Origin of the sequence: Propionicimonas sp. (genome assembly GCF_049840635.1) — a bacterium.
GTDB lineage: Bacteria > Actinomycetota > Actinomycetes > Propionibacteriales > Propionibacteriaceae > Propionicimonas.
Map to the genome: position 1 here is coordinate 781,881 of NZ_JASGKL010000004.1, position 24,789 is coordinate 806,669.

At 71.1% G+C, this 24,789-nt stretch carries 22 protein-coding genes, 1 tRNA gene and 1 pseudogene; 16 read left to right on the top strand and 8 right to left on the bottom strand.

Annotation, left to right across the window (positions count from 1 at the left end):
* Positions 1–71 precede the first annotated feature (71 nt).
* Entirely contained in the window at positions 72–323 is a 252-nt protein-coding gene (locus QM779_RS03805; protein WP_415153419.1) for a WhiB family transcriptional regulator, read from the bottom strand.
* A gap of 203 nt (positions 324–526) precedes the next feature.
* Between QM779_RS03805 and QM779_RS03810 the strand changes: the two genes are divergently transcribed.
* Positions 527–940 carry a hypothetical protein gene (locus QM779_RS03810; protein ID WP_428531842.1) on the top strand — a complete coding sequence of 138 codons (414 nt, stop codon included), beginning with the start codon at positions 527–529 and terminating at the stop codon, positions 938–940.
* On the opposite strand, the gene galK is transcribed toward QM779_RS03810, so the two are convergent.
* From galK to QM779_RS03840, 6 genes are all read right to left on the bottom strand, one after another.
* Positions 894–2,030, bottom strand: coding sequence for a galactokinase (gene galK, locus QM779_RS03815; protein WP_428531845.1), 1,137 nt, complete (start codon positions 2,028–2,030; stop codon positions 894–896). The genes QM779_RS03810 and galK overlap by 47 nt on opposite strands.
* A 1-nt stretch (position 2,031) precedes the next feature.
* The gene (locus tag QM779_RS03820; RefSeq protein WP_428531848.1) at positions 2,032–2,208 is read right to left on the bottom strand and encodes a DUF6104 family protein; all 177 of its coding nucleotides are present in this window, start codon (positions 2,206–2,208) and stop codon (positions 2,032–2,034) included.
* 1 nt (position 2,209) lies between these two features.
* On the bottom strand, positions 2,210–6,049 hold the full coding sequence (locus QM779_RS03825; RefSeq protein WP_428533053.1) for a multifunctional oxoglutarate decarboxylase/oxoglutarate dehydrogenase thiamine pyrophosphate-binding subunit/dihydrolipoyllysine-residue succinyltransferase subunit: 3,840 nt from the start codon (positions 6,047–6,049) through the stop codon (positions 2,210–2,212).
* A gap of 861 nt (positions 6,050–6,910) precedes the next feature.
* Entirely contained in the window at positions 6,911–7,969 is a 1,059-nt protein-coding gene (locus tag QM779_RS03830) for a DUF222 domain-containing protein (protein WP_428531851.1), read from the bottom strand.
* 28 nt (positions 7,970–7,997) lie between these two features.
* Positions 7,998–8,969, bottom strand: coding sequence for an IS481 family transposase (locus QM779_RS03835; protein WP_428531854.1), 972 nt, complete (start codon positions 8,967–8,969; stop codon positions 7,998–8,000).
* A 1,465-nt stretch (positions 8,970–10,434) separates the two neighbouring features.
* Positions 10,435–10,506: transfer RNA gene (locus QM779_RS03840), tRNA-Arg, on the bottom strand.
* Positions 10,507–10,651: 145 nt separating this feature from the next.
* Between QM779_RS03840 and lysA the strand changes: the two genes are divergently transcribed.
* The 4 genes from lysA (at position 10,652) to rho (ending at position 16,062) form a co-directional block, all read left to right on the top strand.
* Positions 10,652–12,070 carry a diaminopimelate decarboxylase gene (gene lysA / locus QM779_RS03845; RefSeq protein ID WP_428531857.1) on the top strand — a complete coding sequence of 473 codons (1,419 nt, stop codon included), beginning with the start codon at positions 10,652–10,654 and terminating at the stop codon, positions 12,068–12,070.
* Positions 12,067–13,362, top strand: coding sequence for a homoserine dehydrogenase (locus QM779_RS03850; protein ID WP_428531860.1), 1,296 nt, complete (start codon positions 12,067–12,069; stop codon positions 13,360–13,362). Before lysA ends, QM779_RS03850 begins: the two co-directional genes overlap by 4 nt.
* Entirely contained in the window at positions 13,362–13,961 is a 600-nt protein-coding gene (gene thrH, locus QM779_RS03855) for a bifunctional phosphoserine phosphatase/homoserine phosphotransferase ThrH (RefSeq protein ID WP_428531863.1), read from the top strand. The genes QM779_RS03850 and thrH overlap by 1 nt, the downstream gene beginning before the upstream one ends.
* Before the next feature lie 325 nt (positions 13,962–14,286).
* A complete protein-coding gene (gene rho, locus QM779_RS03860; protein WP_428533056.1) occupies positions 14,287–16,062 on the top strand; it encodes a transcription termination factor Rho in 1,776 nt (591 codons plus the stop codon).
* A 3-nt stretch (positions 16,063–16,065) separates the two neighbouring features.
* Here the strand turns inward: rho and QM779_RS03865 are convergent, their stop codons facing one another.
* Positions 16,066–17,319, bottom strand: coding sequence for a GNAT family N-acetyltransferase (locus tag QM779_RS03865; protein WP_428531866.1), 1,254 nt, complete (start codon positions 17,317–17,319; stop codon positions 16,066–16,068).
* A gap of 171 nt (positions 17,320–17,490) precedes the next feature.
* Here QM779_RS03865 and rpmE point away from each other — a divergent pair, with 171 nt between their 5' ends.
* The 11 genes and pseudogenes from rpmE (at position 17,491) to QM779_RS03920 (ending at position 24,774) form a co-directional block, all read left to right on the top strand.
* The gene (gene rpmE / locus QM779_RS03870; RefSeq protein ID WP_415152402.1) at positions 17,491–17,715 is read left to right on the top strand and encodes a 50S ribosomal protein L31; all 225 of its coding nucleotides are present in this window, start codon (positions 17,491–17,493) and stop codon (positions 17,713–17,715) included.
* A gap of 85 nt (positions 17,716–17,800) precedes the next feature.
* Entirely contained in the window at positions 17,801–18,871 is a 1,071-nt protein-coding gene (gene prfA, locus QM779_RS03875; protein ID WP_428531870.1) for a peptide chain release factor 1, read from the top strand.
* The gene (prmC, locus tag QM779_RS03880) at positions 18,871–19,710 is read left to right on the top strand and encodes a peptide chain release factor N(5)-glutamine methyltransferase (protein WP_428531873.1); all 840 of its coding nucleotides are present in this window, start codon (positions 18,871–18,873) and stop codon (positions 19,708–19,710) included. The genes prfA and prmC overlap by 1 nt, the downstream gene beginning before the upstream one ends.
* Positions 19,707–20,492, top strand: a complete 786-nt coding sequence (locus QM779_RS03885; protein WP_428531876.1) for an L-threonylcarbamoyladenylate synthase — start codon at positions 19,707–19,709, stop codon at positions 20,490–20,492. Before prmC ends, QM779_RS03885 begins: the two co-directional genes overlap by 4 nt.
* 2 nt (positions 20,493–20,494) lie before the next feature.
* Positions 20,495–21,598 carry a glycosyltransferase family 4 protein gene (locus QM779_RS03890; protein WP_428531879.1) on the top strand — a complete coding sequence of 368 codons (1,104 nt, stop codon included), beginning with the start codon at positions 20,495–20,497 and terminating at the stop codon, positions 21,596–21,598.
* The gene (locus tag QM779_RS03895; protein WP_428531882.1) at positions 21,591–22,055 is read left to right on the top strand and encodes a hypothetical protein; all 465 of its coding nucleotides are present in this window, start codon (positions 21,591–21,593) and stop codon (positions 22,053–22,055) included. The genes QM779_RS03890 and QM779_RS03895 overlap by 8 nt, the downstream gene beginning before the upstream one ends.
* Positions 22,056–22,099: 44 nt before the next feature.
* Positions 22,100–22,294: an AtpZ/AtpI family protein gene (locus QM779_RS03900; protein WP_428531885.1), complete on the top strand. Its 195-nt coding sequence runs from the start codon at positions 22,100–22,102 to the stop codon at positions 22,292–22,294.
* Between the two features lie 163 nt (positions 22,295–22,457).
* Positions 22,458–23,172 (top strand): annotated as a pseudogene (atpB, locus tag QM779_RS03905) (F0F1 ATP synthase subunit A).
* A gap of 32 nt (positions 23,173–23,204) precedes the next feature.
* Positions 23,205–23,432 carry an ATP synthase F0 subunit C gene (atpE, locus tag QM779_RS03910; protein ID WP_415153005.1) on the top strand — a complete coding sequence of 76 codons (228 nt, stop codon included), beginning with the start codon at positions 23,205–23,207 and terminating at the stop codon, positions 23,430–23,432.
* Positions 23,433–23,443: 11 nt separating this feature from the next.
* Positions 23,444–23,980: a F0F1 ATP synthase subunit B gene (locus QM779_RS03915; RefSeq protein ID WP_428531888.1), complete on the top strand. Its 537-nt coding sequence runs from the start codon at positions 23,444–23,446 to the stop codon at positions 23,978–23,980.
* Positions 23,977–24,774 carry a F0F1 ATP synthase subunit delta gene (locus QM779_RS03920; RefSeq protein WP_428531891.1) on the top strand — a complete coding sequence of 266 codons (798 nt, stop codon included), beginning with the start codon at positions 23,977–23,979 and terminating at the stop codon, positions 24,772–24,774. The genes QM779_RS03915 and QM779_RS03920 overlap by 4 nt, the downstream gene beginning before the upstream one ends.
* Positions 24,775–24,789: the final 15 nt, after the last annotated feature.

Genomic DNA, 24,789 nt, shown 5'->3' on the forward strand with positions numbered 1-24,789 from the left:
GCGCGAAAGGAGAACCGTCCCCGGTTCCGCGCCGGAGCGGACCGGTGAATCACACGCTGTGGGCGGGGCCCTCAGGCGTTGCGGACGCGCATCCTGGCGGCGCGGCGCTTCATGGCTCGGCGCTCGTCCTCGCTGAGGCCACCCCAGACCCCGTGGTCCTGACCGGCGTCCAGGGCCCACTGTAGGCAGGCTTCACGCACCTCACAACGTCGGCAGACCTTCTTGGCCTCGGCGATCTGCATGAGCGCAGGTCCAGTGTTGCCGATGGGGAAGAAGAGCTCCGGGTCCTCGGTGAGGCAGGCAGCGCGGTGGCGCCAATCCATGAAGCAACACTCCTTGAGTAGGTGGGGCCCGATGGCGGTGGCCCGAGCACGCGGCACCGGGCGGTGGTGTGAACCACGCCCGGCGTCCAGAGTGACAACTGTAGCTGGCGAGCACAAGGGGCGGGCCGCATTTTGCACATGTGGTGTGGCGCGCTCACATCGGCTGAACGGAGCGCACCGCCGGTACGGCTACGCTGGCCGGCATGCCGTCCTTCCTGCGCCACCGGCCCGCCGCGGTGCTGGTCGCCGTCGCCGGCACCGCGCTCGTGGGGGTGGCCGTCGTCGTCCTCGCGGTCGCATCGCTCGCGTCCGGCCATGGCGGATTCAGCTCTGGGGTCGCGATCTTCCTGGTCGGCTACGGCGCGCTCATGCTCGGTGCCGCGTGGGTGCTGTGGCGACTGAGCGTCTTCGGGCGCGGGCCCGTGCTCGCGCTGTCGTTGCTGAACCTGATCACGGCGTGGACGTTCACCGCGGACGCGCCCTGGGTGTGGGTGGTCGTCGTGATCTCGGCCGCGACCGTCGTGGCCGCAGCGCTACCTGCCACGTCCCGCGCGCTGCACAGGGGCGGCGTCACACGAGCCGACGCGCCCCCGCCGACGGCCGACCAAGGAAGGTGACCGGCTCGCCAAGGCCCGCCTCGGCGAAGGCCGCTCGCACGGCCTCAGCGGTCGCCTCCACCCGGTCGGCGTGGACGAGCGCGAGGACGCAGCCGCCGAAGCCGCCACCGGTCATCCGCGCACCGAGCGCCCCGGCGCCCAGCGCCGTCTCGACGGCGAGGTCCACGCTGCGCTCGGTGATCTCGTAGTCGTCGCGCATGGAGGCGTGCGACGCGGTCATCAGCCGACCCAGCTCTGCGTAGTCGTCGGCGGCGAGGGCGTCCATCGCGTCCAGCACCCGCTGGTCCTCGGTGACGATGTGCCGGACCCGGCGCGCCTCGAGGGCGGGCAGCTGCGCGAGTGCGGCGTCCAGGTCGGTGACGTCGCGCAGCGCGGGTACGCCCAGGATCGCCGCCGCCTTCTCGCAGCTGGCCCTGCGGGCGGCGTACTCGCCGTCCACGTGGCTGTGCCGGGTGCGGGTGTCGATGACGAGGATCTCCAGGCCGGCGTCGGTGACGGCGAGCGGCACCTGGCGGGTCTCCAGCGTGCGGCAGTCGAGGAACAGCGCGTGGTCGGCCGTGCACAGCGTGGACGCTGCCTGGTCGAGCAGCCCGGTGGGGGCTCCGACGTAGGCGTTCTCCGCCACCCGGGCCAGCTTGGCGCGGTCGACCGGGTCGATCGTCAAGCCGTACAGGTCGACGAGCGCGGCGAGCGTCGCGCACTCGATCGCCGCCGACGAGGACAGTCCGGCGCCCAGCGGCACGTCCGAGGTCAGGACGAGGTCCGCGCCACCGACCTCGTGACCGGCCTGCTGCAGCGCCCAGACGACGCCGGCGAGGTAGGAGTGCCAGCCCGGCGACCCGGGGACCAGCTCGGCCTGGCCGAGCTCGACGGTGTCGTCGAGGTCGACGGAGCGGAACCGCCACCGGCCGTCCGCACGGGCGGACGCGGCGACGTAGGCGGCCTGGGGGAGCGCGAAGGGCAGTACGTAGCCGTCGTTGTAGTCGGTGTGCTCACCGATCAGGTTGATCCGGCCCGGGCCGACCCAGACGCCCTCGGGGGCGGTCCCGGTCAGCGCGGTGAAGGCGTCGATGGCTGCCTGCGTGAGCACGTCATTCCTCCTCGTCGTCGAGGCGAGCCAGCCAGGTGGCCAGTCGCTCGACGGCATTCTCGTGCTCCGGGTGCAGGTCGACGAACAGGCTGAGTTTCTCGGACAGCCAGGCGAAGCTGAACTCCTCCTCGCCCCTGCGGTCCTCGAGCTCCTCGATGCCCCTGTCGGTGAAGTACATCTCAGTCCGCCAGGGCGCGGGTGACCAGGTCGGACTCCTGGGCCTGGTGCACCTTCACCGAGCCGACGGACGGCGCGGACGCCGCGGGGCGGGTGATCCCGGTCATGTTCAACTCGTAGCCGGGCAGGAACGCCGCGACGGCCTGGGGCAGGTGCAGCTGGAGGAACCACCACGCGCCCTGGTTCTCCGGCTCGTCCTGGACCCAGCGGACGTCGCTCAACTGCGGGTACTTCGCCAGCTCGGCGGCCAGTTCCCGCGCGGGCAGCGGATACAGCCGCTCCAGCGGCAGGATCGCGACCTGACCGTCGAGGCCGGCCTCCGTCCGCGCCTGCACGAGCTCCCAGCGGATCTTGCCCGAGCACAGCACGATCCGGCGCACGGCCGCGTGGTCGGTGATCGTCGGGTCGCCCATCGCGGGCTGCCAGCGTCCCTCGAGGAACTCCGAGCGCGGCGACATGGCCGCCTTGGCGCGCAGCATCGACTTGGGCGTCGCGATCACGACCGGCCGGTGCCAGTTCACGTAGGCGTGCGTGCGCAGCAGGTGGAAGTAGCTGGCCGGGGTGGACGGCTGGGCGACGGCCAGCGCGCCCTCAGAGCACAGCGTCAGCCAGCGCTCGATCCGGGCCGAGGAGTGGTCGGGGCCCTGGCCCTCGTAGCCGTGGGGGAGCAGCAGGACGACGCCCGACTTCTGCGTCCACTTCGCGTTGCCGGCGGCGATGAACTCGTCGGCGATGGTCTGGGCACCGTTCGCGAAGTCGCCGAACTGGGCCTCCCACAGCACGAGCGCGTCCGGGGCGGCGACCGAGTACCCGTACTCGAAGCCCATCGCGGCGTACTCGCTGAGCAGGGAGTCGAACACGTGGAAGCGACCCTGGTCGGGGGTGAGGTGCTTGAGCGGGACGTACGCGCGGTTGGTGACCCGGTCGATGACGGCGGCGAACCGCTGGCTGAAGGTGCCGCGCCGGCTGTCCTGCCCGACCAGCCGGACGGGGCGTCCCTCCATCAGCAGCGAGCCGAAGGCCAGCAGTTCGGCCGTCGCCCAGTCGATGGGGCCGCTGCGGATGCTCTCGGCCCTGCGCTCCAGCTGCGGGAGCACCTTCGGGTGGACGGTGAAGCCCTCGGGGAAGGTCAGGTGGGCCCTCGCGACGGCTTCCATCTGGTCGGCGGTGATCGCTGTGCCCCGGTCCTTGCCGAGCTTGGCCGGGTAGTACGGGGCCTTGCGGTAGGTGTCGTCGTCGGCCTCGGTGGCCTCGCGGACCTCCCGGAAGACGCCCTCGAGGCGCTCGCGGAACCGCGCCATCACCTGCTCGGCGTCCTCGGTGGAGATGTCGCCGCGGCCGATCAGTGCCTCGGTGTACAGCTTGCGGACGCTGCGCTTCTGCTCGATCAGGTCGTACATCAGCGGCTGGGTGAAGCTGGGGTCGTCGCCCTCGTTGTGGCCGCGGCGGCGGTAGCAGATCAGGTCGACCACGACGTCCTTGGCGAACCGCTGGCGGAAGTCGAACGCGACCTGCGCGACCCGGGCGACGGCCTCGGGGTCGTCGCCGTTGACGTGGAGGATCGGGGCCTGGACGGCCTTGGCGACGTCCGTGCAGTAGGTGGAGGAGCGGGACTCGATCGGGGCGGTGGTGAAACCGACCTGGTTGTTCACGACGAGGTGGATGGTGCCGCCGGTCTTGTAGGCGCGCAGCTGCGCCATCTGGAGGACCTCGTAGACGACGCCCTGGCCGGCGAAGGCCGCGTCCCCGTGGAGGAGGATCGGCAGCACGGGCCAGCCCGGCACCTTGCCGACGCGGTCGATCTTGGCGCGCGCGATGCCCTGCACGACCGGGTCGACGGCCTCGAGGTGGGACGGGTTGGCGGCGACGGAGGTCTTGATGGTCTTGCCGCTGGCCGCGGTGAACTGGCCCTCCGAGCCGAGGTGGTACTTCACGTCGCCGGAGCCCTGGTTGAGCCGGGGGTCGTAGTTGCCCTGGAACTCGCGGAAGATCTGGCCGTAGGACTTGCCGACGATGTTGGCAAGCACGTTGAGGCGGCCGCGGTGGGGCATGCCGATGATCGCCTCGGCGAGGTCGGCGCCGGCCGCCTGCTCGCACAGCTCGTCCAGGAAGACGATCGTGGACTCGCCGCCCTCGAGGGAGAACCGCTTCTGGCCGACGAACTTGGTCTGCAGGAAGGTCTCGAAGATCTCGGCCTCGTTGAGCTTGTCGAGAATCCGCAGGTGCTCCTCGCGCGGCCACGGGACGAAGGGGCGCTCGAACCGCTCCTGGATCCAGGTGCGCTGCTCGTTGTCGGCGATGTGCATGTACTCCACGCCCACCGAGCGGCAGTAGGAGCCGCGCAGCATGGCGACGATGTCGCGCAGGGTGGCGACTTCGCCGGAGTGGCCGCCGAAGCTGCCGACGGGGAACTCGCGGTCGAGGTCCCACAGGGTGAGGCCGTGGTACTCCAGGGCGAGCTCGGGGTGCGAGCGCTGCCGGAACTCCAGCGGGTCGATGTCGGCCATGTAGTGGCCGAGGTTGCGGTAGGCGTTGATCAGCGAGAACACGCGGGCGCTGCGGGGGACGGAGCCGAGCTTCTCGTCGCTGACGTCGCTGGACCACCGGATCGGGGTGTAGGGGACGCGGAGGGCGTCGAAGATGCCGTCGTAGAAGCCGTGCTGGCCGATCAGGAGCTCGTGCATGCGGCGGAGGAACTCGCCGGACTGGGCGCCCTGGATGACGCGGTGGTCGTAGGTGGAGGTCAGGGTGGTGACCTTGGAGACGCCGATCTGGGTGATCCGGGCGGCGCTGGCGCCCTGGAACTCGGGCGGGTAGTCGATCGAGCCGACGCCGAGGATGAGGCCCTGGCCGGCCATCAGGCGGGGCACGGAGTGGTTGGTGCCGAGCCCGCCGGGGTTGGTCAGGGACGCGGTGGTGCCGGCGAAGTCGGCGACGGTGAGGGCGTTGTCCCTGGCCTTGCGGACCAGCGCTTCGTAGGCGGCCCAGAACTGGGCGAAGTTGAGGTCCTCGCAGTTCTTGATGTTGGGGACAAGGAGCTGGCGGGTGCCGTCGGGCTTGCGGATGTCGATGGCGAGGCCGAGGTTGATCGAGCCGGGGGTGACGAGGACGGGCTTGCCGTCGACCACGTCGTAGGAGTTGTTCATCTCCGGGACGGCCTTGAGTGCCTGCACCATCGCCCAGCCGATCAGGTGGGTGAAGGACACCTTGCCGCCGGTCGAGCGGGCGAGGTGGGCGTTGATCATCAGGCGCTGGTCGATGGCGAGCTTCATCGGCACGTCGCGGACGCTGGTGGCCGTGGGCATGGCCAGGGAGGCGTCCATGTTGTGCGCGGTGCGCAGCGGGGCGCCGCGCAGGGGCGTCCGGGTGGGCTCGGACTGTTCCTTGGTGACCGGCTGGGAACGGGGGACGTCGGGGGAGACCCCGCGGCCGGAGCCGGGGGAGTCGGGCTTGCTGGTGGAGGGCTTGGCGACCGGTTCCGTCCTCGGCGCGGGCGCGTCCGCGGGCGCTGCCTGGGCGGGGGTGGCGTGGGCAGGTGCAGGCTGGGTCTGCGGAGCGGCGGTGGCGGAACCGGCGGCGGTCTGGGCGCTGGGGGCGGCGTCGGACGTCGGGGTGACGGCCGTCGGGGCACCGTTGCGCGCGGGCTCGGGGGCGGTCGGGGTGGCGGCCGTGGTCACCGGGGCGGCGGAGCCGGCGGCGTGGCTGGTGAAATAGTCGGCCCAGCTGGGGTCGACCGAGGTCGGGTCGGCAAGGAATTGCTCGCGCATCTCCTCGATCAGCCAGTCGTTGGCTCCGAACTCGTTGTCGGTCTGGTTCTTCACGTCCTGCGGCGTGGCCACAATCGCCTTCTTCCCTGATCAGCGCGCGCTGCTGTCTGGTTGATGTTACCTACGCGCCGCGCGGCCGAGCGCCCGTACCCGCCGGAGTATCACCGGATTGGAGAATCTCCGCCCGACGGCGCAACCAGTTCAGTCATCCCGGACGTGATCGGGGACCTGAGTGGAGCACCTAACCCGCGCCGGCGGCCTCGTGGCACCTGCCCCGCGTGGGCATGCTGGGTGCCGCCTGTTGTCGTGCGCGCCCGATGGGTCTGTCATCCCGGACTTGATCCGGCATCTCACCGAAGTGCCAACTCGCGCCGGCGGGACGCTGATCGTGACGCGTTCGTCGCCGTCGTACCGCTTGCCGGCTCATGACCGGCCGCTGTGCTCGCGGGCGCGGTCTGGGTGCTGCGTGAGATCCCGGATCAAGTCCGGGATGACAGCACGGCGTTCGTGCGGTCGCAGGCTGCCCGAGGGCTCCGCGAAGACCGGTCGGGCCTTGCATCACCCATTCGTGCTTGCTGCAGGCGCGGTCTGGGTGCTGCGTGAGATCCCGGATCGAGTCCGGGATGACGGGGCGGTGTTCGTGCGGTCACGGGAGGTCGGACTCCGCGATGACCTGTCGGGCTTTGCTCTGTCCCGTCGAGGTCGTGGCACGCGCGGTCTGGGCGCTGGGTGAGATCCCGGATCAAGTCCGGGATGACAGCACTGGGCTCTTTCGGTCACAGGCTGCCCGGGACTCTGGGATGACTGGTCGCGCCTCGCATCGCACCACCGAACCGCGGCAGGCGCGTGTGGTTCTCGGGTGAGATCCCGGATCAGGTCCGGGATGACAGAAACTCGGCAGCTCGTGCACGGGGGCACCCTGGCGGTCGGCGCGCTTCACGCTGCGCTCGGCGGCCCGGGGTCGGCGGTGGTCCTGTCCCGCTGGTGGCGGGCATGCCGGACCGGCTTCTGTTCGGGGTCGAGACGCCGCGGGGGCAGGAACTCCGGCAGGCCGTCGGACGCGATCCGCACCCGCCACTGGTCGCGGGTCGGGCCGCTGGCCGGTTCGATCAGGGCGTGGTGCGTGTGGCACTGCAGGACGAGGTTGGCCAGGCTGGTCGGTCCGCCCTGCCACCAGGGCACGATGTGATGGGCGTCGCTCCGGGACGGTGGCGCATCGCAGCCCGGGAACGCGCAGCCCGCGTCGCGGACGATGAGCGCCGACCGGATGGCGGGCGTCACCAGCCGTTGCGCGCGGCCGACGTCGAGCGGCTCGGACGCCGCACCGAGAACCACCGGGATGATCTCCGCGTCGCAGCACAGCCGCCGCAGGTCGCCGGCCGAGAGCGGCTCGTCGTCGCCCAGCACGCCCGCGGCGGCAGCGTCCCGCCTGAGCTTCTCGTAGTCGACGTTCACGATCACCCGTGCGCCGGCCGGCGGCGGGGCGGCAGCGTCAGCGTCCGTCGCGCGTCCCGACCTCGACTCGCCGGCGCGGAGCAGCGCGATCAGCGCGTCGGCCCTGCGCTGGGCGAAGGTGGGCAGCTCAGCGAGCGGATCGCGTCGCTCGATCGAGGTGCGTCGCAGCCGCTCCGCGCACGCGTCGAGCTGTGCGATCCAGCGCTCGGCCTCGACGCGGGGGAGTGACCCGTCGAACCGCACCGACCCGCCCTCGGAGAAGAAGCGGAGCGAGCGGTCGCGGTGCGCCTGCTCGGCCTCCCGCTGGAGCCGGGCCTCAAGCAGTTCGTCGGCGGCCGACGGCGCGACCTGCGCCAGCACACGTCCTCCCGCCTTCGCCAGCTGGTCGGCGTCCAGGTGCGAGGCCAGTTCGAGCAGGACCTGCTCTGCGGCCGCCTGCTGGTCTTCGTCGAGCTGGGGCGCGAGGCCGTCCAGCACCGCGGCGATCGCGCGTGCCTGGCCACCACCGACGCGCCCCGCGACGGCGGCCTCGCCGACCATCGGGTGGCCGCCTAGCTGTACTCGGCCATCAGGTTGGTGACACCCGGCTGGTCGGGGGTTTGCCTTCGAGTGCGGTGTGTCGGCGTTGAGTGTTGTACTGCTCAAGCCAAGGGGCAAGGGCGTCGCGGCGTTCCTGGTTGCTGGTGAAGGGCTGCCGGTAGGCCCACTCGGTTTGCAGGGTGCGGTTGAACCTCTCCACTTTCCCGTTTTGCCAGGGGCAGTGGGCTCGGATGAACTTCTGGCGGGCACCGAGATCCGCGATCACGGCCAGGAACGCGGTGCCGTAGCGGTAGGCGAACGCGTTGTCGGTCATGACTCGTTCGATGTGGGTGATGCCGTGGGCGGCGAAGTAGGCGCCGGCCCGGGCCAGGAACGCCGCGCAGGTGGGTGCGGTCTCGTCGTCGTGGATCTCTGAGTAGGCCAGCCGGCTGTGGTCATCGACCATCGAGTGCACGTAGTCGTAGCCGATCTTGGTCCCTTTGCGCCGACCTTTGTCGGCGGCACGGCCGTGGAGTCGCCAGCCGCCGCCGTCGGGGATCTTGCCGAGCTTCTTCACGTCCACATGGACCAACTCACCGGGCCGGTCCCGTTCGTACCGGACCGCGGTCGCCTTCGAGGACCGGATGACCGCTCCGCTGATCGGATCCAGGCTGCACAGATAGGGCAGCTCGTGGCGGCGCAGGACCCGCGACACCGTCCGGGCCGGCACCCCGAGCTCGGCACCGAGCCAGTCCTGCCCACGACGATGCTCGACACGAGCAGCGACGATCCTGGCCTCCACCTCGGCGCTGGTCCGCCCAGGGCTGGTGTGCGGCCGTGACGACCGGTCCACCAGCCCAGCCTCGCCCTCGGCCCGCCACCGCGCGATCCAGCGGTGCGCACACTGACGCGACACCCCTTGGGCTTTCGCGGCGTGCGCGACCGGCCAGCCCTGCTCCACCACCCGGCTGACGAGCAGCCTCCTGCCGAACACGGTCAGATGAGCCCTACATTGAGACACGGGAGAACCTCTTCCTGGAGTAGTGAACCTTCGCAAGTCACACCCCAGTGGGGGTTCTCCTCTTCGTCAACCAGAAACTGTCACCAACGTCCCGGCCGAGTACACCTAGCGCCCGCGCCTGGCGGACGGCAGCGCCCGCCTCGCGCCGGGAGAGGTTCTCTCCCATGCCGAGCCAGGAGGCCATCGGTGTGCCCATGGCCTGCTCGGCGGCCCTGGCACTGTCCGCCTCCGCGGTCAGCACCGCACACAACGCGTCGAGGCGCCCACGGACGCGGCGCGCCAACCGCACCCACGCGAGCCCCTCCGCACCGTCGGCCGAGGACCGGTCCGCGGACGCGCTGTCGAGCAGCCGCTCGATGCCGGTCAGGACCTCCCCGACCGTGCGGACCTCGCTGCTCGTTCCATGTATCCATCACAGCACTCGCCTCTGACATTTTCGAGCACCTGAGCGAATCAGGTGTTGTCCGTTTGTTGTCAGACGGCACCCTCCCGATGGCGACGCCGGCCGGGCGGATCCAGGACCTGTCAGCCGAGGTCGGGCGGCCGAGGCGGCGCCTGCGAGCGCCGGTGGGATCCTCGCGATTGTGATTGCGATGAATAGTCCGACGGGGCGCCGTGGTGGCGTTAGCCTGCGTTGCATGGGCGATCGCTGGGAGTCGGTTCCGGTTCCCGGTGAGCCGGCAGGCGAGGACGACGGGTGGGGGCGGCCGCCTATCGTTCGGGCGGGTGATGTGGTCCGGGTGGTTCTCCACGGTGGTCCGGAAGCGGTCTGGCTTGATCAGGTGTTTGACCGGGGAGTCCCGCGTATCCAGGTGGTGACGGCGGACCAGGTTGCCAGGTCGCAGCTGCTCGGCGCCTGGTGCGTGCTCGTCGGCCACCACATGGCCGACGTGGAGGTGTTGGAGGGCTTACCAGTCGGGGAGCGCGACGGTGTGGAGTCGGACCATTCGATGGTGGTCCGGATCGCGCAGACCGACGGGCACCTTCAGGACTTCATTCTTGAGCCCACCGTTCGGCGCGGTTGTCGGGTCTGTCGCATGGTCGAGCGTGACCAGGTCGACCGCGGTGTGGGAATGGTGAGGCCGCAGCCAAAATGCCGGGCGGCCATCGACCATGCCCAAAGCCCACGCCCGGTGGTGGCACCGGCTGCGACCACCGTGGAATCCGTGGCGATCGAGCAACGGGTTCTACTGCGGCATCGTCGCGCCCGTGTCGCTCGTGGCATATGTGCTGTTCATCGCGCTCGTTGTCCTGAGCGGGGCGCCCCGGCCGCCGGAGTGGTCACTCCTCGTGTTCACGATCCCCATGATCGGCGACCTCGTGCTCAGTAACGTGTTCGGACCGGCCCGAACGTTCCTCGAACGCTGCGGCGCACGGTTCGATCACGACGCGCCGATGGGGTGTCGACCCGGCGACCAGCCGGTGTGGCGGGTGGATGGCCATGAGGCCGGTCCATCGTCCTGGGCGCCCCCGGCGCGATTCGAACGCGCGCTCCCGCCTCCGGAGGGCGGTGCTCTATCCCCTGAGCTACGGGGGCCCGGCCCCGAAGGGCCGTAGGAGACTGTAGCAAAGTCTGGGGCGAGCGACCGCATCGGCGTCCGGGCCTCGCCGACGGGCGGCCGGCGTCCAGATCGGCCCGCGGGGACGCGTCGGGAGCCCGGACTCTGGCACAGTTGCCTGCCATGACGCACATGCACGTGGCGGGCTCGATCCACGCCGACGTCACCGCACCGGCACCGGTGTGGCTGACGCGGCCCGAGGACGTCAACGCGCTCACCCCGAAGCTGTGGAGCAGCACCGTCCACCGCGACGAGGACGGGGTGATCTCCGTCGGCGGCGTCCGGCTCACCGACCTCGCTGAGCAGGTCGGCACCCCCGCCTACGTCATCGACGAGGACGACTTCCGCGCCCGCGCCCGGGACTGGCGCACCGCCTTCACCGGATGGACGGTGTACTACGCGGGAAAGTCCTTCCTCTGTGGGGCGCTCGCCCGCTGGGTCGACGAGGAGGGCCTCAACCTCGACGTCTGCTCCCTCGGCGAGCTGACCGTCGCCCTTCGCGCGGGCTTCGACCCCGCCCGGATCGGCATGCACGGCAACAACAAGTCCGAGACCGAGCTGCGGCTCGCCCTCGAACGCGGCGTCGGGCGGATCATCGTCGACTCCTCCGACGAGATCGGCCGGCTCGAGGCCCTCTGCGCCGAGCTCGGCACCACCGCCAACGTGATGATCCGCGTGACCACCGGCGTCGAGGCCCACACCCACGAGTACATCGCCACCGCCCACGAGGACCAGAAGTTCGGCTTCTCGATCAACGGGGGCCAGGCCCTCGTCGGCATGTTCCGCTGCCACCACAGCCCCCGGCTGAACCTGCTCGGCGTGCACAGCCACATCGGCAGCCAGATCTTCGACACCAATGGCTTCGAGGTCGCCGCCCGCCGCACCCTCAAGCTGTTCAGCCAGTTCAGGGAGGCCACCGGCATCGAGCTCGCAGAGCTCGACCTCGGCGGCGGCTTCGGCATCGCGTACACCAAGGAGGACGACCCGGCCCCCGCGGACGAGCTCGCGCGCGGCCTGCGCGACATCGTCGAGCACGAGTGCCGGGCGTTCGGGCTGGCCGTTCCCGCCATCTCCATCGAGCCGGGGCGCGCGATCGTCGGCCCGGCGGGGCTGGCTCTCTACCGCGTCGGCACCGTCAAGCCCGTCGACGTCGGCGGCGGCGTCACCCGCCGCTACCTCTCCGTCGACGGCGGCATGAGCGACAACATCCGTCCCGCCCTGTACGCCGCCGAGTACTCCGCGGCCCTCGCCTCCCGGACCTCGACCGCAGAGCCGGTCGTTTCCCGCGTCGTCGGCGTCCACTGCGAGGGCGGCGACATCCTGGTCCGCGACGAGTTCCTGCCTGCGGACGTGCGGATCGGTGACCTGCTCGCCGTCCCCGCCTCCGGCGCGTACAGCCGCTCGATGGCCAGCAACTACAATCACACCCCACGGCCACCTGTCGTCTCGGTCCGGGACGGGAAGGTGCGCACCATGCTGCGGCGCGAGACCCTGGCCGACCTGCTCTCCCTGGACGCCGGGCTCGCCGAGAACGAGGAATGACGATGGAAGACTCCACGCCACTGAAGGTGGCGCTGCTGGGCTGCGGAGTGGTCGGGTCCCAGGTGGCCCGGCTGCTGATCGAGCAGGCCGACGACCTGCGCGCCCGGATCGGACGCCCGCTCGAGCTGGTCGGGATCGCCGTCCGGCGCCTCGAGCTCGACCGTCCGGGGATCGACCGCTCGCTGCTGACCGACGACGCCCTCGGCCTGGCCAGCCGTCCCGACGTCGACCTCGTGATCGAGCTCCTCGGCGGCATCGAGCCCGCCCGCACCCTCATCCTCGCCGCCATCGGCGCGGGATCCTCCGTCGTCACGGCCAACAAGGCGCTGCTCGCCTCGGACGGGGCGACCATCTACTCCGCCGCCGAGGCCGCGGGGGTGGACGTGTACTACGAAGCCGCCGTCGCCGGCGCGATCCCGATCATCCGCCCGCTGCGCGAGTCGCTCGTCGGCGACGAGGTGACCGCGGTCATCGGCATCGTCAACGGCACCACCAACTTCATCCTCGACAAGATGCACTCCGAGGGCTCCGACTTCGCCGCCGCGCTGGCAGAGGCGCAGGACCTCGGCTACGCGGAGGCCGACCCCACCGCCGACGTCGAGGGCTTCGACGCGGCCTCCAAGGCCGCCATCCTCGCCAGCCTCGCCTTCCACAGCCGCGTCCGCCTGGACGACGTCTCCCGCGAGGGCATCACCGGCGTCACGGCCGACGACATCACCGCGGCGAAGCAGATGGGCTGCGTGGTCAAGCTGCTCGCGCGCTGCGTGCTCAGCGAGGACGGCACGATCGCCGTCGGCGTGCACCCCACGATGGTCCCCGCCCACCACCCGCTCGCCGCCATCCCCGGCGCCTACAACGCCGTCTTCATCGAGTCGCGCAACGCCGGCACGCTGATGTTCATGGGCCCCGGTGCCGGCGGCTCGCCGACCGCGTCCGCCGTCCTCGGCGACCTCGTCACCGCCGCCCGCAACCGCGTCCGCGGCGCCAGGGGGCCGGGGGAGTCCACCTACTCGGCGCGCGGCATCACCCCGCCCGGACGGGTCAGCTCCCGCTACTACGTGTCGATGACCGTCCACGACGAGCCCGGCGTGCTCGCGCAGGTCGCCGGACGCTTCGCCGACCAGGCCGTCTCGCTCCAGGCCGTGCGCCAGGAGAGCGAGGGCTCGCAGGCCCGCCTCGGCGTGATGACGCACCGCGCCACTGCGGAGCAGGTGAGCAGGGCGCTGGAGTCGCTCGGCGCGATGCCGGAGGTCGAGCCCGGCGTCTCCGTCATGCGGGTCGAGGGGGCCTGATGAACCTCGCCTGCCTCGACCTCGAGGGCGTCCTCGTCCCCGAGATTTGGATCCGGGTCGCAGAGACCACCGGGATCGAGGGCCTGCGGCTCACCACCCGCGACATCGCCGACTACGACGAGCTGATGCGCCACCGGCTCCGGCTGCTGGACACCCACGGCATCCCGCTGTCCCGGATCCAGTCCGTGATCGCGGAGATGGGCCCCATGCCCGGAGCGGCGGAGTTCCTCGACTGGCTGCGCGCGCGCTTCCAGGTCGTCATCCTCTCCGACACCTTCTACGAGTTCGCGATGCCCCTGATGGCCCAGCTCGGCTTCCCCACGCTGCTGTGCCACCGCCTCCAGGTGAGCGACGACAGGGTGGTCGGCTACACGCTGCGCCAGCCCGACTCCAAGCGGGCGGCCGTACGGGCGTTCCACCACCTGAACTACCGGGTGGTGGCCACCGGTGATTCGTACAACGACGTCGCGATGCTCGCCGAGGCCGACGCGGGGATCCTGTTCCGGCCCCCGGCCAACGTGGTCGCCGAGTACCCACGGTTCCCCGTGGTCACCGACTACGACGGGCTCCGCAGCGCCTTCGAGGTGGCGCTGGCCTGAGCCGTGCGCACGCGTGTTCGCGTCGCTTCGCGGTTCCGGCGATGCGGGTGCTACTCTGGATTTGCGCCGAGAGCGCGCCGGCCCCTCAGATCGGGCAGGACGAGCGAGAGCCCACCACCGTTCGTCGAGAAATCCCCCGCAGCAGAGTCTTTCGTGAGCAACCTTCGGGGTATTTCAGATCTGGATGTCATGTGTGGAGCTCATCTATGAGCGCGGGGGACGCCTGCCCGCCCGGCAGACGGCCGCCCGATCCGAAAGGAAGTCAGTGACCGACACCATCGAAGCCGCGACCCCGGCGAAGCGCCGCGGGTCCGGACTGGAGGGAATGCTCCTGCCCGAGCTCAAGCAGCTCGGCGCGTCCCTCGGACTCAAGGGCACGGGAACCATGCGCAAGGGCGCCCTCATCGAGGCGATCCAGGCTGCGCAGACCCCGGCGAAGACGACCACGGCGAGCGGCGGTGAAGCGGCCAACGGCGGCCAGCGCACCCGCAGGCAGCGTGCCGAGCGTCCTGCCCCGCAGGGCCAGCCGAACCCGGAGCCCGCCCGTACCGAACAACCCCGCGCCGAACAGGCCCGGGTCGAGCAGCCCCGGGCCGAGCAGCCCGACAGCCAGCCCGCGCTGCCGCAGGGGAGCGATGACGTCGCGTCCCGGCTGGAGGCGCTGAAGGCCGAGGGCGGCGGACGCAGCCGTCGCCGCGGCGGCAACGGCGGCAACGGCGGCAACGGGGAGGACGCCGGCGACCAGAACCGCCAGGCCGAGCCCGCCCGCCAGCCGCAACAGCAGCAGCCGCAGCAGCGCAGCAACAACGTCACCAGCAGCACCCTCGACGACGACGACTTCTCCGGCGGCCGTCGCAGCCGCCGCCGGCGCAACCGCGACCGGCAGAACAACAACCGTCGCGGCAACAACCGCTCCGGGAACAACCTGGGCCTGGAGCGCATGGACGCCGAGCCGGTGCTCAACGACGACGACGTGGTACTGGAGATCTCCGGCATCCTCGACGTCCTCGACAACTACGCGTTCGTCCGCACCACCGGCTACCTGCCCGGGCCGAACGACGCCTACGTGTCGCTGTCGATGGTCAAGAAGTGGGGCCTGCGCAAGGGCGACATCGTCACCGGCGCCATCCGTGCGCCCAAGGAGGGCGAGCGTCGCGAGAAGTTCAACCCGCTCGTCCGCATCGACACCATCAACGCCGACGCGCCCGAGAAGGCCAAGGACCGGCCCGAGTTCCAGAAGCTGACCCCGCTGTACCCGCAGGAGCGTTTCCGCATGGAGACGACCCCGCTGAACATGACGGGCCGGATCATCGACCTGGTCTCGCCGATCGGCAAGGGCCAGCGCGGCCTGATCGTCTCGCCGCCGAAGGCGGGCAAGACGCTGGTTATGCAGGCGATCGCGCACGCGATCACGGCCAACAACCCCGAGGTGCACCTGATGGTGGTGCTGGTCGACGAGCGTCCCGAGGAGGTCACCGACTTCCAGCGCACGACGTCCGGCGAGGTGATCGCGTCCACGTTCGACCGCCCCGCGGACGACCACACCACGATCGCGGAGCTCGCCATCGAGCGGGCCAAGCGCCTCGTCGAGCTGGGCCACGACGTGGTCGTGCTGCTGGACGGCATCACCCGCCTCGGCCGTGCCTACAACCTGGCCGCCCCCGCCTCCGGACGCATCCTGTCCGGCGGTGTCGACTCCGCCGCGCTGTACCCGCCGAAGAAGTTCTTCGGCGCGGCGCGCAACATCGAGGACGGCGGCTCGCTGACGATCCTCGCCACGGCGCTGATCGAGACCGGCTCGAAGATGGACGAGGTGATCTTCGAGGAGTTCAAGGGCACCGGCAACATGGAGCTGCGGCTGCGCCGCGACCTGGCCGACAAGCGCATCTTCCCCGCGATCGACCCGGTCGCCTCCGGCACCCGCCGCGAGGAGATGCTGATGGGCCGCGAGGAGCTCGCGATCATCTGGAAGCTGCGCCGGGTGCTCAGCGCCCAGGACCCGCAGGCCGGCCTGGAGATGCTGCTGAACCGGATGCGCAAGACCCAGAGCAACCGCGAGTTCCTCCAGGTCATCTCCCGGACGACACCGAACCCGGAGTAGCCCTCAGAAGATCCAGCTCGACCCCGGCCCGACGGGCCAGCCGAAAGCGACGGACGCGCGCGCGAGCGTGCCCGGTACGAGCTCGGCGACCAGTCCCGCCGCGGCGAGTTGGGCCAACGGGAACCCGCCGAGGTAGGCGCTGCCGAGTTCGCGGACGTCCAGGGCGAGGTCCGCGGGACCGTCGGTCCGCTCGACGGTCGCGGTGCCGAAGGCGGACGTGGTGAGGCGCCACCGGCCCGCATTGTCGGGCAGGCGGGTGTCGGACACCTCCAGGACCACGTCCACGTCCGCGGCGTAGCGCCGTCCGGTGAGCGCGGCCGGAAGGTCGATGATCCGTGCCCAGCCGTGGTCCTGCCACGACGGCCGGGCCGCCCGGACGTCGACCAGCAGCGCGAACAGCGGGTCGTCCAGTGGTAGCTGGCCGACGGTCACCTCGATGACCAGGTCGAGGTCGAGCAGGCGGGCCCAGATCGCCCGGACGACGGCGGCGTCCGTGGCCACGTACTCCTGCACGTGCACGGTCGCCTTCGGCCCCGCCTCGTCCCAGCCGTCCCTGCGGCGGAACAGCGCGTAGCCGGCGGCCTCGCCGTCCCGCTCGGCGATGAGGATGCGCAGGGCCTCCGCACCCGCCCGGAACACCGGGGCGTCGCTCAGCCAGTACGCCTGCAGTTCGGGGGACTCCCGCGTCACCCAGCCGGGTCGCTCGACCGCCCCGTGCAGGCGTGCCACCAGGTCGCCGTGCCGTTCCTCGCTCGCCGTCTCGAACCTGATGGTGACCGCGTCGGCGCCGGCCACCTCGCGCAGCGCGGCTCCGCGCTTCAGCGTCAGGCCGCCCTTCCTGGTCGCGAGCCCGTAGCCGAACCGTCCGTAGATCGCCGGCTCGGAGGCGGTCAGCAGTGACAGCGGTTCGCCGCGGTCCCTGCAGTGCGCGAAGTGGACGTCGATCATGGCCGAGAGCAGGCCCCGCCGCCGCCACTGCGGGTGCACGCCGACCCAGGTCAGGCCGGCGACGGGCAGTCGGCCGCCCGGGACCGGGCAGTGGGTGAACGGGTAGGACGCGTGCAGGCCGACCAGGTGGGCGGGGTCCTCGGGGGTGACGAGGCCGAAGGTCCGGTCCCACGAGAGCGGGCTCGGGATCTTCAGCACCTCCTCGATGTCGTCCCCGGTCGGGAAGGCCCACATGTCGAGCTCGAGCACGTCGCGCAGCCGGCTCGCGTCCAGCCCCACCAGTTCCAGTCCCCCGGGAATCTCCGCCATGCGCCCCACTCTGCCCGACGCCACGCCGGCTTGTCAGGGTGGGGGAGCCGCCGGTTTGGATCCCGGGGAGGGATCGGGCACAATGGTGGGTCGGTTCCGGTTCACGTCCGGGGGTTCATCCAGCCCCCGCAGTACCAGTGGGCGACCCGGGACCCAGAACAGGAGAAACCAATGAAGCAGGGCATCCACCCCGATTACGTGGAGACCCAGGTGACCTGCACCTGTGGCAACACGTTCACCACCCGCAGCACCGCGAAGAACGGCGTGATCCACGCCGAGGTGTGCGCGGCCTGCCACCCGTTCTACACGGGCAAGCAGAAGATCCTCGACACCGGCGGCCGCGTGGCCCGCTTCGAGAAGCGCTACGCCAAGCAGCAGGCCGCGAAGAAGAAGTAGCTTCGTCGACGCCGGGCACCAGGCCAGTCCTGGTGCCCGGCGTTTGCCGTTCCACCCGCGCGTCCACGTCCCCACCAGGAGGGTCATGTTTGAGGCCGCAGCCGGTCTGCGCGAGGAGTTCGCGCAGCTCGAACAGCAGCTCGCCGATCCCGCGCTGCACGCCGATCTCGCCGCGTCGCGACGGGTGGGACGCCGCTACGCGGAGCTCACCCCGATCGTGAAGAACCTGGCCGCCCACGACCAGCTGACCGCCGACCTCGCGGCAGCGCGGGAGCTCGCCGAGGAGGACCCGTCCTTCGCGGAAGAGGCGGACGGCATCGCCGCCGAGCTCGCCGAGGTGGAGGAGCGCCTGGCCCGGCTGCTGGCCCCCCGCGACCCCAACGACTCCGCCGACGCCCTGATCGAGATCAAGTCGGGCGAGGGCGGCGAGGAGTCCGCCCTGTTCGCCGGCGACCTGTTCCGGATGTACTCCCGTTACGCGGAGGCCCGCGGCTGGAAGGTGGAGGTGCTCGACTCCCAGGAGACTGACCTCGGCGGCTACAAGTCGATCACCCTCGCGGTGAAGGCGACCGGGGCCCCCGACCCGGAGAACGCGCCCTACGGCGTGCTGAAGTTCGAGGGCGGCGTGCACCGCGTGCAGCGGGTGCCCGTGACCGAGTCGCAGGGACGCATCCACACCTCGGCCGCCGGCGTCCTGGTGATGCCGGACGTGGAGGAGGCCGAGGTCGACATCGATCCCGACGACCTGCGGATCGACGTGTACCGGTCCTCCGGCCCCGGCGGCCAGGGCGTGAACACCACCGACTCGGCCGTCCGGATCACCCACCTGCCGACCGGGATCGTGGTGTCCTGCCAGAACGAGCGCTCGCAGCTGCAGAACAAGGAGTCGGCGATGCGGATGCTGCGCGCCCGGCTCGTCGCGAGGGCGGAGGAGGAGGCGGCCAGCGCCGCGTCCGCCGCCCGCCGGTCGCAGGTGCGCACCGTCGACCGCTCCGAGCGGATCCGCACGTACAACTTCCCCGAGAACCGGATCGCCGACCACCGGATCGGGTTCAAGGCCTACAACCTCGACCAGGTCCTCGCCGGGGACCTGTCGGCCGTGATCAGCGCGCTGCAGGCCGCCGACCTCGCGCAGCGCCTCGGCAGCACCGACTGATGGCGACCGTGCCCGCGCTCCTCGCGGAAGGGACGCTGCGCCTGGCCGCGCCCGCGGAGGCCCGGACGCTGCTCGCCCATGCGCTGGGCGTCGAGCCGTCGCGGCTCGCCCTCGTCGACGACGTCCCCTCCGAGGTCGCCGCAGCCTACGAGGGTCTGGTGGCACGCAGGGCGGCGGGGGAGCCCGTCCAGTACCTCACCGGACGCGCCTGGTTCCGCACGGTCGAGGTGGCGGTCGAGCCGGGAGTGTTCGTCCCGCGACCCGAGACCGAGCTGATGACCGGCTGGGCGATCGAGCGGCTGGCCGCCCTGCCCGGCCGCCCTGTCGTCGTCGAACTGTGCGCGGGCAGTGGCGCCATCTCCGCCGCGATCGCCGCGGAGCGTCCCGGGTGCCGCCAGTACGCGGTCGAGCTGTCGTCGACGGCGGCCAGGGTGGCGGAGGAGAACCTCGCCGGTACCGGGGTCTCGCTCGTCGAGGGCGACATGGCGGACGCGTTCGGCGAGCTCGACGGCACGGTGGACCTCGTCATCGCCAACCCGCCGTACATCCCTCTCGAGGCGTGGGAGCACGTGGCTGTCGACGTCCGCACCCACGAGCCGGAGCTGGCGCTGTTCTCCGGCGCCGACGGTCTGGACGCCCTGCGGGTGGTCGCCCGTGTGGCCGCCCGGCTGCTGCGACCCGGCGGATTCGTGTGCGCGGAGCACGCGGAGGTGCAGGGCGAGGCCGTCGTCGACGTCTTCGCCGCGACGGGCGGCTACGCGCAGGTGGCCGACCACCCGGACTACAACGACCGGCCCCGGTACGTCACCGCCGTCCGCGCCGGCAAGCTGGCAGGATGAGCACCATGGCGAAGGTGTGGGACATCAGTGTCGACCCGGAGGCCGCGATCGACGCCGCCGCCGACGCGGTGGCGGAGGGCCTGTGCATCGTGCTGCCCACCGACACCGTCTACGGCATCGGGGCGGACGCGACGAACGCGCGCGCCGTGCAGGGCCTGCTGGACGCGAAGGAGCGCGGCCGCGACATGCCGCCCCCGGTGCTGGTCGCCGAGGTCGGCATGCTGCGCGCCCTGACCGACGAGGTCACGCCCGCCATGCTCACCCTTGCCGAGGCGTTCTGGCCCGGAGCCCTCACGATGGTGGTCAAGGCCCACCCGCACCTGCGGATGGACCTCGGCGACCGCGGCGAGACGATCGCCGTCCGGGTGCCCGACCACGAGTTCACCCGTGACCTGCTGCGCGCCACCGGTGCGCTCGCCGTGTCGTCCGCCAACGTGTCCGGGCAGCCGGCCGCCACGACGGCGCAGGAGGCCAGGGAGCAGCTGGGCAAGCGGGTCAAGGTGTACCTGGACGGGGGTCCGGCGTCCGGCGGCGTCCCGTCCACCATCGTCGACCTCACCGGCACCCCGCGCATCCTGCGCGACGGGAAGATCACGCGCGAGGAGATCGCCGCGCTCCTTCCGGACCTCGAGCCCGAACCGGAGCCGGAACCGGAGAGTGTGGCGCCCGAGGTCGCGGCAGTCGAGCCCGAACCCGCCGCGGACGAGCTGCCGGACCTCCCGGACGACTCCGAGCTGTCCCCGCCGCCGGAGGCCGAGGCGGCCGCCGGGAACGAGGGCTGAGCGTGCGCGAGTACCTGCTGGTGCTGCTGGTCGCAGCGGGCGTGACCTACCTGTTGAGCGGGCTGGCCCGGCGCCTGGCCTTCCGCTACAACGCGGTGGCGATGGTCCGCGACCGCGACGTGCACACCAAGCCGGTCCCGTACTTCGGCGGCATCTCGATGTGGTTCGGCCTCGCTGCCGCCCTCCTCGTCGCCGCCCAGCTGCCGTGGCTGGGAGGCTTCCCCGTCGTCACCCACGACGCCGGCGCCGTGCTCTTCGCGGGCGGGCTGATCTGCGCGGTGGGCGTCATGGACGACATGGTCGAGCTCAACGCCCTTGCGAAGATCGCCGGCCAGCTCCTGGCCGCCGGCGTCGTCGTCCTGAACGGCGTCAAGGTGTACTGGATCCCGCTGCCGGACTCGATCATCTCCCTCGACGACGGCAGCTCGATCGTCCTCACCGTCGTCTTCATCTTCTTCGCCGTGAACGCGATCAACCTGATCGACGGGCTGGACGGGCTCGCCGCCGGCGTGGTCGCGATCGGCGCCGGCGCGTTCTTCACCTACGCCTACCTGCTCGCGTTCGACCAGGAACTGGTCCGCGCGACGACGGCCAGCCTGATCACGGTGGCCACCGTCGGCGTGTGCCTCGGCTTCCTGCCGTACAACATCCACCGTGCCCGGATGTTCATGGGCGACTCCGGCGCCATGCTGCTGGGCTTCCTGATGGCGACGTCGGTGATCAGCCTCACCGGCCAGCTCGACCCGTCCCGGCTGGACGCGTTCGGGGCGAACGTCTTCGCCGCCTACCTGCCGCTGCTGCTACCGCTGGCGGTGATGGCACTGCCGCTGCTGGACCTCGTCCTCGCCTACGTGCGACGGACGCTCGCGGGCAAGCTGTGGTACCAGGCCGACAAGCAGCACCTGCACCACCGGATGCTGCGGCTGGGCCACAGCCACGGCAAGGCCGTCGCGCTGCTGTGGCTGTGGTCGGCGCTGGTCGCCTTCGGGGTCGTCCTGATCGGGCTCCTGCCGTACCCGGCCACCTATGCCGCCTTCGCCGTGGGCCTGGCCGTCGCCGCGTTCCTGACCTGGGGCCTGCGGCCCGCCCGGACGGCCCATGGCTGAGCCCGGCCCGTCCGCCCCCAGCCCCAACGTGCTGCGGGCCCGCCGGCTGCTGGCCGGCGGGGCGATCGGCGGGCACGTCGCGCTCGCCGTCTGCGTGGTCGGCTTCGGGGTGTCCGGCGGCACGCTCTCGGCGGTGTCGGCCGCCATCGCCGGCATCCTCACGATCGCCTTCTTCACGATCGGGCAGGCCGTCCAGGTCCTCGTCGCCGACGCCGAACCGGGCCGCGTCCTGCTGGCTGCGCTGCTGTCCTACGCCGGCCGGATGGGCGTTCTCGGCGTCCTGCTCGCGCTCGCACTGGCGAACCGCGAGCGGCTCGCCGGCATGGATCCCGTGGCCGTCGTCGTGACCACGATCGCCGTCGTCGCCGGCTGGCTGGCCGCGGAGATCCGGGTGTTCGCGCGACTGCGCATCCCGGTCTTCGACGAAACCGAACGGCAGGGCCCCGGGGAGCCCTGAAGTGGTGCTGCGCACTCAATTCGGCTGGTAGGGTGCGGAGGACCATGGGTGAGCAGAGCGGGATGGACGCGGGTCTCCGCGTCCTCAGCATTCTGATCGCCGGGCTGGTCTTCTACGGGGGGCTGGGCTGGTTGTTGGACAGCTGGCTGCACACCTCCTGGTGCCTGCCAGTGGGCATCATCGTCGGCGCCGCCGCCGGCGTGTACCTGGTCATCGCGAAGTACGGACGCTCGGTGTGAGTGCCAGACAGGAGAGTGCATGCCCGGCCTGGTCGGACTGCTGATCCCCCTCGAGTGGGCGGTCTGCCTCGGCGAGGGCGCCGAGCACGGGAGTGAGGGTGCTTCCAGCTCGGGGTTCCCGCCCGGCGTTTCCAGCTTCTGTTCGCGCGCGCTCTTCCCCGGGCTGGGCGACGAGTTCGCGTGGTTGAACAACCAGCTCGCGCAGGCGGTCATCGCCGCCGTCCTGGTGATCGGCTTCTGGCTGTGGGTCGCGCGCGACCACAAGGTCGTTCCCGGCAAGCGCCAGTTCATCGGCGAGTACCTCGTACAACGTGATCCGAAACAGCATCGCGCGGGACATCCTCGGCCACGACTACCGGCGCTTCCTGCCGTACCTGGTCGCCCTGTTCAGCTTCATCCTCGTGAACAACCTGTTCGGCGAGTTCTTCCTGTTCATGTTCCCGACGTTCTCCAAGATCGGGTACCCCTACGGCCTGGCCCTGCTGTCGTGGATCCTCTACAACGCCGCAGGCATCTGGAAGTCGGGCTTCCTCGGCTACATGAAGAAGAGCACGCTGCCGGCGGGCGTCCCGGTCTTCCTGTGGGTGCTGATCATCCCGCTGGAGTTCCTGTCCAACTTCATCGTCCGGCCGATCACGCTGGCGCTGCGTCTGTTCGCCAACCTGTTCGCCGGCCACCTGGTCGTGATGGTGTTCGTCGTCGGCGGCACCCTGCTGCTGGAGAGCGGCTCGCTGGCCTACATGGCCGCGGGCGGCGTCTCGCTCATCTTCAGCTTCGCGATCTTCGCCCTCGAGATCTTCGTCGGCGTCCTGCAGGCCTACATCTTCACCGTCCTCACCGCCCAATACGTCTCCTCGGCCCTGGCCGAAGAACACTGAGCACGCCAACCAACCCGAAAGGAAAGTGCAACATGCTCCCCCTGGAAGTCATCATGAACGGCTCCCTGAACATGCTCGGCTACGGTCTGGCGACGCTCGGCCCCGGCCTCGGCGTGGCCTGGATCTTCTCCTCCGTGATCAACGGCACCGCCCGCCAGCCCGAGGCCCGCGGCGCGATGATGGGCACCGCCTGGATCGGCTTCGCCGTGGTTGAGGCGCTGGCCATCATCGGCATCGCCCTGGCCTTCGTCATTCAGTGAGGCTGGTCGGCATGTTGCCGCTCGAGCTGGACCTCGGTCCGCTGCTCCCCGAGCACCTCTCGGAGCTGATCGCAGGCATCGTCCTGTTCGGCATCATCTGGTGGGTCGTGGCGAAGAAGGTCGTCCCCGTGTTCGAGGAGACCTACGCCGAGCGCACCGCCGAGATCACCGGCGGGATCGAGAAGGCCGAGGCGGCGCAGAAGGAAGCCGCGGCGGCCCTCGCCGAGTACCAGGCACAGCTGGCGACCGCCCGTGAGGAGGCCGCGCGCATCCGCGAGGACGCGCGGGCCCAGGCCGTCGGCCTGGCCGCGGAGATCCGGGAGGCGGCCCGCGCCGACTCGGACCGGATGCTGGCAACCGCCAAGGCCCAGATCGAGGCCGAGCGGACGCAGGTCATCGGCCAGCTCCGCGCCGAGGTCGGGGGCCTGGCCACCCAGCTCGCCGGACGCATCGTCGGGGAGTCCCTCGACGACGACGAGCGGGCCCGCCGCACGGTGGACCGGTTCATCGCGGAGCTCGAGGCCGAGCCGGCCCAGGGCACCAAATGAGTGCGGCCGCGGAGGCCCGGCTGTCCGAGCTCGACCGGGCCATGGATGCCCAGTCGGCGAGCCCGGAACTGGCCGCGGACCTCTTCGCCGTGGCGGACCTCCTGACGGAGAACCCGCCGCTGCGCAACGCGATGGCCGACACGACGGTTCCCGACGACCTCAGGCAGGCGTTCGCCGACGGGCTGCTGGCGAACAAGCTGGGTGCGGGGGCGACCGCCGTGGTCTCCGCCGCGGCCGGCCTGCGCTGGAGCAGCCCGTCCGGACTGGTCGTGGCGATCGACCGCCAGGGCGTCCGGGCGCTGCTCGAGCACGCCCGCGCGGCCGGCACGCTGGACACCGTCGAGGACGAGCTGTTCCGGTTCACCCGCACGGTGGCCGGCGACAACGCGCTCCGGCAGGCCGTCGATGATCGGGTCGTCCCCGCGGCGGCCCGCCAGCAGCTGGTGACGGACCTGCTGCAGGGCAAGGCCGACCCCGACACCGTCCAGCTCGCCCGCAGGGCGGTCGCGACGGCGACGGTGTCGTTCGAGTCCACCGCGGAGGACTACCTCACCCTCGCCGCGGCCATCCGGCAGCGCGCGGTGGCGGTGGTGACCGTGGCCCGGCCGCTGGAGGGCGACCAGAAGGAGCGGCTGCAGGCCGCGATCGAGCGGCAGCTGGGCCGGCAGGTGAACCTGCAGGTCGTCGTCGAGCCGTCCGTGATCGGTGGAGCCCGCGTGCAGGTGGGCGACGAGGTGATCGAGGGCACGGTCGCCGGGCGCCTCGCCGCCGCAGAGAAGCAACTGACCCAGTAGATATCGAAAGCAGAA

Coding starts and splice junctions, on each gene's coding strand:
- QM779_RS03805 (WP_415153419.1), bottom strand. CDS start 323: ATGGATTGGCGCCACCGCGCTGCCTGCCTCACCGAGGACCCGGAGCTC.
- QM779_RS03810 (WP_428531842.1), top strand. CDS start 527: ATGCCGTCCTTCCTGCGCCACCGGCCCGCCGCGGTGCTGGTCGCCGTC.
- QM779_RS03820 (WP_428531848.1), bottom strand. CDS start 2,208: ATGTACTTCACCGACAGGGGCATCGAGGAGCTCGAGGACCGCAGGGGC.
- QM779_RS03830 (WP_428531851.1), bottom strand. CDS start 7,969: ATGGTCGGCGAGGCCGCCGTCGCGGGGCGCGTCGGTGGTGGCCAGGCA.
- lysA (WP_428531857.1), top strand. CDS start 10,652: ATGACGCACATGCACGTGGCGGGCTCGATCCACGCCGACGTCACCGCA.
- QM779_RS03850 (WP_428531860.1), top strand. CDS start 12,067: ATGACGATGGAAGACTCCACGCCACTGAAGGTGGCGCTGCTGGGCTGC.
- thrH (WP_428531863.1), top strand. CDS start 13,362: ATGAACCTCGCCTGCCTCGACCTCGAGGGCGTCCTCGTCCCCGAGATT.
- rho (WP_428533056.1), top strand. CDS start 14,287: ATGCTCCTGCCCGAGCTCAAGCAGCTCGGCGCGTCCCTCGGACTCAAG.
- QM779_RS03865 (WP_428531866.1), bottom strand. CDS start 17,319: ATGGCGGAGATTCCCGGGGGACTGGAACTGGTGGGGCTGGACGCGAGC.
- rpmE (WP_415152402.1), top strand. CDS start 17,491: ATGAAGCAGGGCATCCACCCCGATTACGTGGAGACCCAGGTGACCTGC.
- prfA (WP_428531870.1), top strand. CDS start 17,801: ATGTTTGAGGCCGCAGCCGGTCTGCGCGAGGAGTTCGCGCAGCTCGAA.
- prmC (WP_428531873.1), top strand. CDS start 18,871: ATGGCGACCGTGCCCGCGCTCCTCGCGGAAGGGACGCTGCGCCTGGCC.
- QM779_RS03885 (WP_428531876.1), top strand. CDS start 19,707: ATGAGCACCATGGCGAAGGTGTGGGACATCAGTGTCGACCCGGAGGCC.
- QM779_RS03895 (WP_428531882.1), top strand. CDS start 21,591: ATGGCTGAGCCCGGCCCGTCCGCCCCCAGCCCCAACGTGCTGCGGGCC.
- QM779_RS03900 (WP_428531885.1), top strand. CDS start 22,100: ATGGGTGAGCAGAGCGGGATGGACGCGGGTCTCCGCGTCCTCAGCATT.
- atpE (WP_415153005.1), top strand. CDS start 23,205: ATGCTCCCCCTGGAAGTCATCATGAACGGCTCCCTGAACATGCTCGGC.
- QM779_RS03915 (WP_428531888.1), top strand. CDS start 23,444: ATGTTGCCGCTCGAGCTGGACCTCGGTCCGCTGCTCCCCGAGCACCTC.
- QM779_RS03920 (WP_428531891.1), top strand. CDS start 23,977: ATGAGTGCGGCCGCGGAGGCCCGGCTGTCCGAGCTCGACCGGGCCATG.